Below are 14095 nucleotides of genomic sequence, written 5' to 3'. Positions count from 1 at the left end.
CTGGGCGGCATTCCACCACAGGCATGCCGCGCACAGGTGTTGTAGTGACCAATCTGAATCAGCCCCCCCAATCCAGACCCGCCATTCGCAGCATTCTGGTTGCCCTGATGCTGGCGATTTTCCTCGGCGCGCTGGACCAGACTATCGTAGCCGTCTCCATTCCTGCCATCTCCGCCCAGTTCAAGGACGTCAGCCAGCTGGCCTGGGTGATTTCGGGCTACATGGTGGCCATGACCGTGGCCGTTCCCATCTACGGCAAACTCGGCGACCTGTACGGGCGCCGACGCCTGATGCTGTTCGGCATGGGCCTGTTCACCCTGGCCTCGCTGTTTTGCGGGCTGGCGCAGAACATGGAGCAACTGGTGCTGGCGCGCATCATTCAGGGGATCGGCGCGGGCGGGATGATTTCGGTAAGCCAGGCAATCATTGGCGACATCGTGCCACCCCGCGAGCGCGGGCGTTATCAGGGCTATTTCAGCGGCATGTACGCCATTGCCAGCGTTGCCGGGCCGGTTCTGGGCGGCTATATGACCCAATACCTGTCATGGCGCTGGGTATTTTTGATCAATTTGCCCCTGGGCCTGGCAGCGTGGTGGATCTCGTACCGCACACTGGTCGGGCTGCCCGTGCCGCAACGCAAACCGATCATTGATTACCTGGGTACGGTATTGATGATTGTCGGGCTCACGTCATTGCTGCTGAGCATCACCTTTATCGGTCAGGGCCATAGCTGGCGGGATACTCAGGTGCTGGGGCTGCTGCTGGCTGCGCTGATCGCCCTTGGTCTGTTCGTACGGCATGAGCGCCGCACCCTGGAGCCGTTGCTGCCAATGCACCTGTTTGCCAACCGCAACGCGGTGCTGTGCTGGTGCACGATTTTCTTCACCAGTTTTCAGGCAATTTCGCTGATCGTGCTGATGCCGCTGCGTTATCAGAGCATCACCGGCGCGGGCGCTGACAGCGCCGCCATGCACCTGTTGCCACTGGCCATGGGCCTGCCGATGGGCGCTTACTTTGCGGGACGCATGACCTCGGTTACCGGCTATTACAAACCGATGATTCTGGCGGGCGCGGTGCTGATGCCCCTGGCCATTTCCGGCATGGCATTCAGCCCGCCAGGTTCGGAGGTATTGAGCGGCGTCTTTATGTTGTTCGCCGGGATTGCCGCCGGGCTGCAGTTTCCGACCTCGCTGGTGGGTGCACAAAATTCGGTACAGCAGCACGACATTGGCGTGGCCACCAGCACCACCAATCTGTTCCGCTCACTGGGCGGCGCAGTGGGTGTGGCGTTGATGTCGGCTTTGTTGCTGGCGCTGCTGCACGGCTCCTTGCTGGCCCCTGCCAGCGGCACAGGGATGCTGGTTGAAGGCAGCTCGGGCAACCTGTTGCTCGACAGCCTGAATACAGTGCAAGGCCCTGCACTGGCGAGCCTTCGCGCAGAATTGCTGCAGACCTTCCGTCACTTGTTACTGATCAGTGCGGCAATCTCGCTGCTGGGGTTGAGCGCGGCGATAGCCATGCCCAATCAGGTACTGCGCGGGCGCGAAGACAAGGCGCAGTAAATTATTGGCCATCGGTGCAGTCGTGAACACTGCACCGATGCCATCGCCAGCAAGCTCGCGGCTAGAGGTGTTGCACCCCATCAAGGCCGGGCGCTGATCTGCTTCTGCAAGTTTTGAATCTGGCTTTGCAGGGTGTTGATGTTGCGCGTCACCTGGCCACGGAAGGCGTCAAACTCAGCGGTATTGGTGCCCTGGGCGGGTGCCGGGCGGTTCTCCAGTTCACTTTTGAGCACCATCAAGTCCTGCTCCAGACGCTCTACCGCTGCACCCGGGTTGCCCTGTTTTTTCAGGGCCGCCACGTCCACCGCTTGTTGCGCGACGCTGGCTTTGAGTGTGGTCAGCTCACTGCCCAGGCTTTTGATATCGGCTTCGAGTCTGGTCTGGCTTTCTTTCTGGGCCGTCACCTGCAGCAACATCGCGGCATTGATCTGCTCAAAACGGTTGTCCAGTTCGCCCTGCTGCCCCGCCACCATGCCTTGCTGGTGCGTGCTCTGCTCCTGCAGCTGCTCTTCAATCTGCTTGATCTGCAACTTCAGGGCTTCGCTGCCGTTATTGATGTTCGACTCGCTGGCCACCACCTTGCCCGATATGGCCTGCAAGCGTCCCGCCGCATCCTCGCTGATACGGGCAAAGCTTTCCTGGGTCGCCACCAGTTGCTGCTCCATCAGCGAAATCTGCTGAAAGCTCCACCACCCCAGCCCCGCAACCGCCAGCATCAATGCACCGACAAGCACCCACAAAGGTCCGGTACTCGGCCCCTTGACCTTGATCACCGGCGTGTTGCGCGAGTACACCGTGGTGCGTTCACGGGCACCGCCAGCCGGCTCCAGCGGGTCCTGATCAGCCGCCGTGGCGCGCAGGAGCGGTACATCGTGAAAGTCGTCGCGGGCATCATTACGCATGGCTAAACCTTTTTTGAATCCTGAAAATGGGGTCAAGGTACAAGCTTCGGACACCAGAGGGTTAACGGTAAGGCGATTCCTGGGCTTTCCACCAGCCGCAAAACTCGTCAAGCGCCGCCCACAGACTGACTTTAGGGTCGTAGTCCAGATAGTGCCGGGCGCGGCTGATGTCGAGAGTAAAGTCCTTGTCCATGATCTGCACGCCCAGGCGCGACAGGGTCGGCTCAGGCTGACCCGGCCACAGTTTGCAGGCGGCCTCGTTGAGCGCTCCCTGGCTGTAGGCCAGACCATAGCCTCGGTAGCGGGTAACTTGCGGCACGTTCATCTGGCGCATCACGTAATTGATCACATCCCACAGCGGAATGGGTGCGCCATTACTGATGTTGTAGGCCTTGCCCAGGGCCGAACCTGTGGTCAGCAGGCTGCTCATCAAGGCTTCGTTGAGATTCTGGATGCTGGTGAAATCGACCTTGTTCAGGCCATTGCCGACAATGGCCAGCCGACCTTTGCGTTGCAGCTTGAGCAGGCGCGGGAACAGGCTCATGTCTCCCGCCCCGGTGACGAATCGCGGACGCAGGGCAATCACCTCAAGGCCGAACTCCTGGGCACCGAAGACTTTTTGTTCCGCCAGGTTTTTGGTCGCGGCACAGGGATGCCGGAAACGCCGGGGCAACTGTTCTTCAGTCAAATCGTTATGGGAGCGGCCATCGAAGTACAGCGATGCCGAAGACAAATGCACCAGGCGCCGTACTCTCTGCTTCAGACAGGCTTCCACCACATTCTCGGTGACCAGCACGTTGTCGCGGTGGAAGTCCTGATAACGACCCCAGGCGCCCACGTGACCGGCGCAATGCACCACGGCATCGACATCGACACACAAATCGCGCACCAGCAAGCCATCGGTCAAATCACCCGGGATAAATTCAGCCCCGCGCCGCACCAGGTGTTCAACACCTTCGGCCCGTCGCCCGCTGACCCGTACGTCAAAGCCCTGCTCCAGGGCAGAACGCGCAAAGCGTCCGCCAATAAAGCCGCTCGCGCCGGTGACCAGAATCTTCATCAATCACTCCAAATGCTGTAATTCTTGTTGCCTGCTGTTTAAACGCTGGTTGTCAGGCCAAAGGCACTAACCAGCGGGGTGCCGAGCGCGTTAAATGCTCGGTCAGTTGCCCCAGCAGTTGCCCACCGTTGCGCCAATGATGCCAGTACAGTGGCACGTCGATCGGTTTATCTGCCAAAAGCTCCACCAAAGCCCCGCTTGCAAGCTGCTCGCGCACCTGCAATTCAGGTACCAGCCCCCAGCCCAGGCCGGCTTCGGTGAGGCGAATAAAACCTTCGGAGGACGGACACAAATGGTGCTCGAAGCCGCCGTCGACCCCAAGGGATGCCAGGTAGCGATGTTGCAAAAAGTCATCCGGGCCGAATACCAGCGCGGGGGTTTTTGGCAACAACCCGGCACTCACCCCCTCGGGAAAATGCCGGGCAATGAACGCCGGGCTGGCCAGTGCGCGGTAGCGCATGGCGCCCAACAATACGCTACGGGCCCCGGCCACCGGACGCTCACTGGCGCACAGGCAGGCGGCCACTTCACCGGCCCGCATCCGTTTGAGGCCCACGGTTTGATCTTCAACCACCAGGTCCAGCAACAGGTGCTGGTCGGCACAAAAGTCCCCCACCGCCACGGCCCACCAGGTGGCCAGACTGTCGGCGTTCAAGGCAATGCGCAGCCGTTCGGGCAGGCCTTCATCGTCCAGAGCCGGGACCGCACTCTGCAAGTCACGCTCAAGCAGACGCACTTGCTGGACGTGGTTGAGCAAACGCCGACCAATCTCGGTCGGGCTCGGCGGTGTGGCGCGAATCAGCACCGGCTGGCCGATGCGTGCCTCCAGCAGCTTGATCCGCTGGGAGATGGCCGATTGCGAAAGGCCCAGGACCTGGGCCGCCCGTTCAAAACCGGCCTGCTCTACGACTGCGGCAAGGGCAGAGAGTAATTTATAGTCGAACATCAGTTTTCCTAATGAGCGATCAGCAATATTGGTTTTTCTTATACAGCTTCAGCCCCGAGAATAGCCAGCATCACTTTTCACTCTTCAAGGACTTACTCCATGGCCGGCGAAACCGCCCTGGCAACTCTGTTGCGCAGCATGAGCCCGCACCTCAACCAGGGTGACTACGTGTTTTGCACCCTGCCCGACCACCGCATCCCGGACAGTTGCGAGGTGATCGGCAGCTTTCGTGAACAAGAAGGCCTGACACTGATTGTCGAGCGCCAACAGGCCGAACAGGCCGGGCTTGCCTATGACTACATCGCCGCCTGGATCACCCTCAATGTGCACTCGGCGCTGCAGGCAGTCGGCCTGACAGCAGCCTTCGCCACTGCCCTGGGCCAGGCCGGAATCAGTTGCAACGTGATTGCCGGTTATTACCACGACCATCTGTTTGTCGGCCGCAGCGATGCAGATCGCGCCATGACAGTACTGAGTCAATTGGCAGCCAGCGCGGAGTAAGAACCATGTGGCAAAGTTATGTGAACGGCTTGCTGGTGGCCCTGGGTTTGATCATGGCCATTGGTACCCAGAATGCCTTTGTGCTGGCGCAAAGCCTGCGCCGGGAACATCACCTGCCGGTGGCGGCCCTGTGCGTGGTATGTGACGCCCTGCTGGTGGCTGCCGGTGTGTTTGGCCTGGCCACAGTGCTGGCGCAAAACCCTTTGTTGCTGGCCATCGCCCGCTGGGGCGGCGCAGCCTTCCTGCTGTGGTACGGCACCCTGGCCCTGCGCCGGGCCTGTTCGAAACAAAGCCTTGGGCAAGGTGAAAACCATAAGGTGCGTTCATTACGCGCGGTGATGCTCAGTGCCCTGGCGGTGACCCTGCTCAACCCCCATGTGTATCTGGACACCGTATTGCTGATCGGCTCCCTGGGCGCCCAGCAAACTGAACCCGGCGCTTATGTCGCAGGTGCCGCCAGTGCCTCGCTGCTGTGGTTTTCCGCCCTGGCCCTGGGTGCCGCCTGGTTGGCCCCGTGGCTGGCACGCCCGGCAACCTGGCGCTGGCTGGACCTGCTGGTGGCGGTGATGATGTTCAGCGTGGCGTATCAATTAATAAGTGCCGGCTGATGCGGGCCAGAGCGTTTGCAAAATCTTTGGAACCTCTATTCCACACAGTTGTTGCGTGGTTTTGCCGCACCCCCGGTGCTATGATCCAGCCCCTGCGCCGCGAAGAGTAAAAACTCATCGGCGCGTGTTTGGCCGCCCGTGATCGGCCTTGCGCTCATCGCAACTGACCTGATTAGGAGAATCATCATGGCTTTCGAATTGCCGCCGCTGCCCTACGCACACGATGCCCTGCAGCCGCACATCTCCAAAGAAACCCTGGAGTTTCACCACGACAAGCACCACAACACCTACGTCGTGAACCTGAACAACCTGGTGCCAGGCACCGAGTTCGAAGGCAAAACCCTGGAAGAGATCGTTAAAACCTCTTCGGGCGGTATCTTCAACAACGCCGCTCAGGTCTGGAACCACACTTTTTACTGGAACTGCATGACGCCAAACGGCGGCGGCGCACCTACTGGCGCGCTGGCTGATGCCATCAACGCAGCCTTCGGTTCGTTCGACAAGTTCAAGGAAGAGTTCAGCAAGACTTCCATCGGCACCTTCGGCTCCGGCTGGGGCTGGCTGGTGAAGAAAGCTGACGGTTCCCTGGCCCTGGCCAGCACCATTGGCGCCGGCAACCCGCTGACCAGCGGCGACACCCCGCTGCTGACCTGCGACGTTTGGGAACACGCTTACTACATCGACTACCGCAACGTGCGTCCGAAGTATGTTGAAGCGTTCTGGAACCTCGTTAACTGGAAGTTCGTTGCTGAGCAGTTCGAAGGCAAAACCTTTACTGCTTAAGCCTGACTCCAGGTAAAAAAAACCCGGCATGCCGGGTTTTTTTTGTCTGCCTGAAAGTGTCTGCCCCGCCCCTGCCCGGTTTCGGGCCAGCCGTATCAAGACACCCGATATTTTTCATTCAGCCCCTCAAGTTAAAGAAGCCGCAGACCGACACATTAGCTGCCGTGGATATCTGCAGCGGTACTCAGGCACCTGGCCAAAAGCATTAGTGGCAGAAACAAGGAATAGCGCTTTGAAGCCGGAACTCAAAAACAGCTTGTCGTTCAAGTTGCTGCAGATCGTGTTGCTGTCGGCACTGGGCGTTGGAGCAGTGCTTGGTTGCGGGCAAATTGTGTTCTACGCCTACGAAACACGGCAGACCGTCAACAATGATGCGGGGCGTATCCTCGGCATGTTTCGCGACCCCTCGACTCAGGCGCTGTATAGCCTGGACCGCGATATGGCGATGCAGGTCATCGAAGGCCTGTTTCAGGATGATGCCGTGCGTCAGGCGTCCATTGGTCACCCCGATGAAGCCAGCCTTGCGCAAAAGTCACGGCCCTTGCACACGTCCTCAAGCCGTTGGCTGACCGACCTTATTTTGGGCCGGCAACACACCGACAGCATTGCGCTGACGGGCCGTGAACCGGACCGCGAGTATTACGGCGACCTGAACATAACCCTCGATACCGCCCCTTTTGGCAAAGATTTCTTAACCAACGCCGTGATCATTCTGATCTCCGGCGTGCTGCGCGCGCTGCTGTTGGGGCTGGTGCTGTACCTGGTGTATCACTGGCTACTGACCAAACCCTTGTCAAAAATCCTCCGCCACTTGACCAGTATCAACCCCGATCGCCCCGGCGAGCACTGGATGCCGCCACTCAAGGGGCATGAGAACAATGAACTGGGGATGTGGGTCAACACCGCCAATCAGCTGCTGAGCTCAATTGAGCGCAATACCGATTTGCGCCGCGAAGCGGAAAACTCCTTGTTGCGCATGGCCCGGTATGACTTTTTGACCGGTTTACCAAATCGACAGCAACTGCAGGCCCAACTGGGCAAAACCCTGGTGGAGGCTGGCCGCTCGCAACGTCGTGTCGCGGTGCTGTGTGTGGGGCTGGACGATTTCAAAGGCATCAACGAACAGTTTGGCTATCAGACCGGTGACCGGCTGTTACAAGCCCTGACTGACCGGATTCGTGCCCACAGCGCATGCCAGGGCACTCTGGCACGCCTGGGCGGCGACCAGTTCGCGCTGGTCCAGGCCCATATCGAGCAGCTCTACGAGGCCGCCGAGCTGGCCCAGAAGATCATTGATGATCTCGAAATCCCCTTCAGTCTGGACCAGCACAACATCCGATTACGCGCCACCATTGGCATCACCTTGTTTCCCGAAGATGGCGACACATCTGAGCAACTGCTGCAAAAAGCCGAGCAGACCATGACCCTGGCCAAAAGCCGGTCGCGCGGCCGTTATCAGTTTTATATCGCCAGCGTCGACCGCGAGATGCGGCGCCTGCGCCAGCTGGAAAAAGACTTGCGCGAAGCACTGCTCAATAACCAGTTGCACCTGGTCTACCAGCCGCAGATCCGTTACAGCGACCATCGGGTGGTCGGGGTCGAAGCGTTGCTGCGATGGCAGCACCCCGAGCACGGCCTGGTCCCTGCGGATCTGTTTATTCCGCTGGCCGAAAAAAACGGCAGCATCATTGCCATCGGTGAGTGGGTACTGCACCAGTCCTGCCGCCAACTGCGCGAATGGCATGATCAGGGCTTCAGCGAGCTGCGCATGGCAGTCAACCTTTCGACCGTGCAACTGCATCACGCCGAACTGCCACGGATGGTCAACGAGCTGTTTCACAACTACCACCTGGCACCCCGCAGCCTGGAGCTGGAGGTCACAGAAACCAGCCTCATGGAAGACATCGGCACTGCCGCCCAGCACCTGCTGAGCCTGCGTCGCTCCGGCGCCTTGATCGCGATTGATGACTTTGGCACCGGCTACTCATCCCTGAGCTACCTCAAGCGACTGCCGCTGGACAAAATCAAGATCGATAAAAGTTTTGTGCAGGACCTGATTGACGATGACGACGATGCGACCATCGTGCGGGCCATTATTCAGCTCGGTAAAAGCCTGGGCATGCAGGTAATAGCCGAAGGCGTCGAAACCGCCGAACAGGAAGCCTATGTGATCAAGGAAGGGTGTCACGAAGGCCAAGGCTATCTGTACAGCAAACCCCTGGGAGCACGGGAGTTGAGCGCTTACCTGGAGCAGGCCCGGCGTAATCGGCTACTGAAGCTGCAACCCGGTGTTTCGTGATTGCCCCTGAATCGGGGTTGCCTGAAGGTAAATAAGAAATATTTACAACGCTAACCCTTTACACAAAATGCATATCTTTCGCATCATGTCGCAGTTTTGCGTGCAGCCGCACGCTTGTCCCACCTCTCGAAGCAGGATTTTCGCCATGATTCGTATGCCCCTGGCTACCGCCAGTCTGCTGGCCATTGCTATCTCACTCGCCGGTTGTGGCGACAAGGACAAGGAAAAAACTGCGGCGGCCCCTACGCCGGCAGCAGCCACCAGCACCGCAACGCCAGCGACCGATGTCAGCGCGGTGAAAATTGATGAAACTGCCGCCAAAGCCGTTGTCGCGCATTACGCCGACATGGTTCACGCAGTATTCAGCGACGCCGAGTCGGGTGCGAAAAAACTGCAAACGGCTATCGACGCCTTCCTCGCCAAGCCCAACGATGACACCCTCAAAGCCGCCCGCGCGGCCTGGGTTGAGGCGCGCGTACCTTACCTGCAAAGCGAAGTATTCCGTTTCGGCAACACCATCATTGATGACTGGGAAGGTCAGGTTAATGCCTGGCCACTGGACGAAGGCCTGATCGACTACGTTGACACCAGCTACGCCGGTGCACTGGGCAACCCGGGTGCCAACGCCAACATTATTGCCAACACCCAGATCCAGGTCGGCGAAGACAAGGTCGACGTGACCGAAATCACCCCCGAGACCCTCGCCAGCCTGAACGAACTGGGCGGCTCCGAAGCCAACGTGGCGACCGGCTACCATGCAATCGAATTCCTGCTCTGGGGCCAGGACCTCAACGGTACCGGCCCTGGCGCGGGCAACCGTCCGGCGTCCGACTACCTTGAAGGCGAAGGCGCCACCGGCGGCCACAATGACCGTCGTCGCGCGTACCTCAAAGCGGTTACCCAACTGCTGGTCAACGACCTGGACGAAATGGTCGGTAACTGGGCACCGGATGTAACCGACAACTACCGCGCCACACTGCAAGCTGATACCCCGCAGAACGGCCTGCGCAAAATGCTGTTCGGCATGGGCAGCCTGTCGTTGGGTGAACTGGCAGGCGAACGCATGAAAGTGTCGCTGGAAGCCAACTCCCCGGAAGACGAGCAAGACTGCTTCAGCGACAACACCCACAACTCGCACTTCTACGATGCCAAAGGCATTCGTAACGTGTACCTGGGTGAGTACCTGCGTACTGACGGCACTAAAATGACCGGCCCGAGCCTGTCGTCGCTGGTTGTGGCGGTTGACCCGGCCACAGACGCCACGCTGAAATCCGATCTGGCAGACACCGAAGCCAAGATCCAGGTCATGGTTGATCTTGCCAACAAGGGCGAGCACTACGACCAACTGATCGCCGCGGGTAATGAGGCGGGCAATCAGGTTGTACGTGACGCCATCGCCGCCCTGGTCAAACAGACCGCGGCCATCGAGCAGGCAGCCGGCAAGCTGGGCATCAACGATCTGAACCCGGACACTGCCGACCACGAGTTTTGATCCGCAGGGTTTGAGTGAATGATGAGGCGGCCTTCGGGCCGCCTTTTTTATTCGACGCCACCGACCTCTGCACAAGCGAGCTTTTTATCGAGCCCAGGTTGATGGGCGAGTGAACGCGACATTCCCGGGAAGCTCGCTCCTGCAGTGCCGGGTCGGACCACTTGCAAGGTGGAGCAATTCCCTCCGTGCACAGGAACGAAAACCTGCCCCTGATCAAACCAAATGCTAATCCCTCTTATTTCAATTCACCTTCCCTGATAAACTTTGCGCCCTCGATTTTGCTCGCTGATCTGGACGCTTGATGCCTTCGCTGCCTCTTCGCCTGTCTCTGCTGCTATTGGCCCTGGGCCTTGGCGGCTGTGATGATGCCCCGCGTTTTACCCAACCCGAGCCCGGTGAAGCCCGCTCCGGCGGGGATACGACAGTGGGTAAAGCCGATCGAAATGCGTTCTCCATGCCCTCCGCCAACCTTTCGCCAAGCCGGCGTCTGGATTTCAGTGTCGGCAACAGTTTCTTTCGCAGCCCCTGGGTCATAGCCCCCTCCACCACCACCGCCCGTGACGGCCTGGGCCCGCTGTTCAATACCAATGCCTGTCAGAACTGCCATATCAAGGACGGTCGCGGCCACCCTCCTGCGCCGGACGCCGTCAACTCGGTGTCCATGCTGGTACGCCTGTCGATTCCCGATCAACCCGCCTATGCCAAGTTGATCGAGCAGACCGGCGTAGTGCCGGAACCGGTTTATGGCGCTCAGTTGCAGGACATGGCCGTGCCCGGCGTTGCCCCCGAAGGCAAGGTGCGGGTCGAATACCAGCCGGTGCTGGTACATTTCAAGGACGGCACGGCAGTCGAGCTGCAAAAACCGACACTGCAAATCACCCAGCTCGGTTATGGCCCGATGCACCCGGACACCCGTTTCTCGGCACGCGTTGCACCGCCGATGATTGGCCTGGGTTTGCTTGAGGCCATCCCCGAAGAGGCGATTCTGGCCAATGCCAACACAGGTGACGGGGTTGCCGGACGTCCGAACCGGGTCTGGGATGATGCGCAACAAAAGACTGTTCTGGGGCGCTTTGGCTGGAAAGCCGGTCAACCGAACCTCAATCAACAAAACGTTCACGCCTTTTCTGGTGACATGGGGCTCACCACGTCCCTGAGACCCGTTGATGACTGCACCCCGGCCCAAACTGACTGTCTTCAAGCCCCCAACGGCAATGGCCCGGATGGCGAGCCAGAGGTCAGTGACAACATTCTGCGGCTCGTCGAGTTCTATACCCGCAACCTCGCCGTGCCTGCACGACGGGATGTCGGCTCGCCCCAGGTGCTGGCCGGCAAGAACCTGTTTTACCAGGCAGGCTGTGCGTCGTGCCATACGCCGACGTTCACCACCTCGGCCAACGCCGCTGAACCCGAACTGGCCAACCAGGTGATTCACCCTTACAGCGACCTGTTGCTCCACGATATGGGCGACGGTCTGGCCGACAACCGCACAGAGTTCGCCGCCTCCGGGCGCGACTGGCGCACCGCGCCACTGTGGGGTATAGGTCTGACCCGAACAGTCAGTGGACACACACGGTTTTTGCACGATGGACGTGCACGCAACCTGCTCGAAGCCGTGCTCTGGCACGGTGGTGAGGCCGAACCGGCCAGACAGCAGGTGCTGCAATTCGATGCCGGGCAGCGCGCAGCGTTGCTGGCGTTCCTGAACTCTCTTTAACGCCTTACAAGATCGGGGACCCCGACATGTTTCGACCCAAGCTTTTGTTCACCAGCCTTGCCGCGATCGCTCTGGCCGCATGCTCGCCACAAGACCCGCAAGCCGTCACCTCGGCGGCGATTGCCAAACAGGTGATTTTGCCGACCTACAGCCGCTGGGTCGATGCCGACCGCCAACTGGCCGTCAGTGCCCTGGCCTTCTGCCAGGGCAAAGAAACACTGGAAACCGCCAGGGCTGACTTCTTGCACGCGCAAAAAGCCTGGGCCGAGCTGCAACCCTTGCTGATCGGTCCGCTGGCCGAAGGCAATCGCTCGTGGCAGGTCCAGTTCTGGCCGGACAAGAAAAACCTGGTCGGACGTCAGGTTGAGCAACTGGTGGTAGCCCAGCCCCAGATCGATGCCGATGCCCTGGCCAAGTCCAGCGTTGTGGTGCAAGGCCTGTCAGCCTACGAATACATTCTGTTCGACAGCAATATCGACCTGGCTGATGCTGCACAAAAAGCCCGTTACTGCCCGTTGTTGAGTGCCATTGGCGAACGCCAGAAACAACTGGCCGAAGAGATTCTGGCCAGCTGGAACAGCACCGACGGCATGCTCGCGCAAATGACCAAGTTCCCTAACCAGCGCTATGCCGACTCCCACGAGGCCATTGCTGATCTGTTGCGGGTACAGGTCACGGCACTCGATACCCTGAAGAAAAAGCTCGGCACCCCGATGGGCCGCCAGAGCAAGGGCATCGCCCAGCCATTCCAGGCCGACGCATGGCGCAGCCAGTCATCGCTGCAAAGCCTGGCTGCCAGCCTCGCTGCCGCCCAGACCGTCTGGGTCGGGGTCGACAATCAAGGCTTGCGTGGCTTGTTGCCTGCTGATCAAAAGCCGTTGGCTGACAAGATCGACGCTGCCTATGCCGCTTCGCTCAAGCTGTTCAATGACAACCAGCGTTCGCTCAATGAATTGCTGGCTGACGACGCAGGTCGCGCCCAGCTGGACGCCATCTACGACAGCCTGAACGTGGTTCACCGCCTGCACGAAGGCGAACTGGCCAAGGCCCTGGGCATTCAGCTGGGCTTTAACGCCAACGACGGCGACTGATGAAAGAGGGGTCGATGATGCGCAGGCAAGCTCTCAAGCTCGGTGGTTTACTACTGAGCGCCGTCACGTTGGGCGGCTGGTCACTGTTTAAACAAAAAGGCCAGAGCCCGCTGCTGTTGAGTGCCCGTGACGATGTGGACGGCAATCACTTTGCCGTCGGCTATCGGCTGGACGGCACCCAGGTGTTCAGCACCCGGGTCGGCCAGCGCTGCCATGACATCATCAATCACCCTTCGCTGCCCGTTGCGCTGTTTGTCGCGCGGCGCCCCGGCACCGAGAGCTACCTGATCAACCTTGCAGACGGGCAGTTGCTACAAACCCTGACATCGCTGCCCGATCGACATTTCTACGGCCATGCGGTGATCCATAAAGACGGTGAATGGCTCTACACCACTGAAAATGACACCACCGACCCGGGACGTGGCTTGCTGGGGGTTTATCGCTTTGCAGACGGGCGCCTGGTTCACAGTGGCGAAATACCGACCCACGGCGTTGGCCCGCATCAGGTGTCGTGGATGCCCGACGGCGAGACGCTGGTGGTGGCCAACGGCGGGATTCGTACCGAGGCCGAAAGCCGGATCGAGATGAATCTGAATGCGATGGAGCCCAGCCTGGTCCTGATGCAGCGCGACGGGACGTTGCTGAGCAAAGAGACCTTGAGCCAGCAGATGAACAGCGTGCGCCATCTTGCAATTGCAACTGACGGCACCATCGTTGCGTGTCAGCAATTCATGGGCGAGGCCCACACATTATCCGAATTGCTGGCGATCAAGCGTCCTGGTCAGCCCTTCGAACCCTTCCCGGTGGCAGAGCAGCAACTGCGTGCCATGGGCCATTACACGGCCAGTGTGGCGGTACACAGCGGGTTGCGGCTGGTTGCATTGACCGCTCCGCGGGGCAACCGGTTCTTTGTCTGGGATCTGGACAGCGGTGACTTGCGCCTCGATGCGCCGTTACCCGATTGCGCCGGGGTGGCTGCAGTAGAGGATGGCTTTGTGGTTACATCCGGTCAGGGTCGTTGCCGTTTCTATGACTGCCGCCAGAGTGAGCTGACAGCCAAACCGCTGGATTTGCCATCGGGGCTGTGGGACAACCATTTGCATGTGATGTAAATCCAGAGCCCCATGACTCAAG

General features: G+C 59.8%; 12 protein-coding genes. 9 read left to right on the top strand and 3 right to left on the bottom strand.

The window, feature by feature from the left end; all coding sequences use genetic code 11:
* Positions 1-44 precede the first annotated feature (44 nt).
* Positions 45-1562 (top strand): MDR family MFS transporter, encoded by a 1518-nt coding sequence (locus tag WG29040_RS11200; protein WP_127196153.1) that lies wholly within the window; start codon positions 45-47, stop codon positions 1560-1562.
* Between the two features lie 80 nt (positions 1563-1642).
* On the opposite strand, the gene WG29040_RS11195 is transcribed toward WG29040_RS11200, so the two are convergent.
* The 3 genes from WG29040_RS11195 to WG29040_RS11185 form a co-directional block, all read right to left on the bottom strand.
* Entirely contained in the window at positions 1643-2464 is an 822-nt protein-coding gene (locus WG29040_RS11195; protein ID WP_127196152.1) for an ATPase, read from the bottom strand.
* Between the two features lie 61 nt (positions 2465-2525).
* On the bottom strand, positions 2526-3524 hold the full coding sequence (locus WG29040_RS11190; RefSeq protein WP_127196151.1) for an NAD(P)-dependent oxidoreductase: 999 nt from the start codon (positions 3522-3524) through the stop codon (positions 2526-2528).
* 52 nt (positions 3525-3576) lie between these two features.
* Complete coding sequence (locus WG29040_RS11185; protein ID WP_003442925.1) at positions 3577-4470, bottom strand: LysR family transcriptional regulator ArgP; 894 nt, start codon at positions 4468-4470, stop codon at positions 3577-3579.
* 99 nt (positions 4471-4569) lie between these two features.
* Here WG29040_RS11185 and WG29040_RS11180 point away from each other — a divergent pair, with 99 nt between their 5' ends.
* The 8 genes from WG29040_RS11180 to WG29040_RS11145 all read left to right on the top strand — a co-directional run bounded on the left by WG29040_RS11180 (position 4570) and on the right by WG29040_RS11145 (position 14073).
* Complete coding sequence (locus WG29040_RS11180; protein ID WP_003442927.1) at positions 4570-4971, top strand: ACT domain-containing protein; 402 nt, start codon at positions 4570-4572, stop codon at positions 4969-4971.
* A 5-nt stretch (positions 4972-4976) separates the two neighbouring features.
* Positions 4977-5579, top strand: coding sequence for a LysE/ArgO family amino acid transporter (locus tag WG29040_RS11175; RefSeq protein WP_003442932.1), 603 nt, complete (start codon positions 4977-4979; stop codon positions 5577-5579).
* Between the two features lie 186 nt (positions 5580-5765).
* A complete protein-coding gene (locus WG29040_RS11170; RefSeq protein ID WP_003442934.1) occupies positions 5766-6362 on the top strand; it encodes a superoxide dismutase in 597 nt (198 codons plus the stop codon).
* Positions 6363-6594: 232 nt separating this feature from the next.
* Positions 6595-8661, top strand: coding sequence for a bifunctional diguanylate cyclase/phosphodiesterase (locus tag WG29040_RS11165; RefSeq protein WP_127196150.1), 2067 nt, complete (start codon positions 6595-6597; stop codon positions 8659-8661).
* Between the two features lie 145 nt (positions 8662-8806).
* Complete coding sequence (locus WG29040_RS11160; protein ID WP_127196149.1) at positions 8807-10153, top strand: imelysin family protein; 1347 nt, start codon at positions 8807-8809, stop codon at positions 10151-10153.
* 301 nt (positions 10154-10454) lie between these two features.
* Complete coding sequence (locus tag WG29040_RS11155) at positions 10455-11870, top strand: di-heme oxidoredictase family protein (protein ID WP_127196148.1); 1416 nt, start codon at positions 10455-10457, stop codon at positions 11868-11870.
* Positions 11871-11896: 26 nt separating this feature from the next.
* Complete coding sequence (locus WG29040_RS11150; RefSeq protein ID WP_003442948.1) at positions 11897-12961, top strand: imelysin family protein; 1065 nt, start codon at positions 11897-11899, stop codon at positions 12959-12961.
* Positions 12962-12975: 14 nt separating this feature from the next.
* Positions 12976-14073 (top strand): DUF1513 domain-containing protein, encoded by a 1098-nt coding sequence (locus WG29040_RS11145; protein WP_003442951.1) that lies wholly within the window; start codon positions 12976-12978, stop codon positions 14071-14073.
* Positions 14074-14095: the final 22 nt, after the last annotated feature.

Origin of the sequence: Pseudomonas sp. PAMC 29040 (assembly GCF_003994535.1) — a bacterium.
GTDB classification, from domain to species: domain Bacteria; phylum Pseudomonadota; class Gammaproteobacteria; order Pseudomonadales; family Pseudomonadaceae; genus Aquipseudomonas; species Aquipseudomonas paraversuta.
The sequence above is the reverse complement of the archived record's forward strand: the minus strand, read 5'-3'. Positions and strand labels throughout refer to the sequence as shown.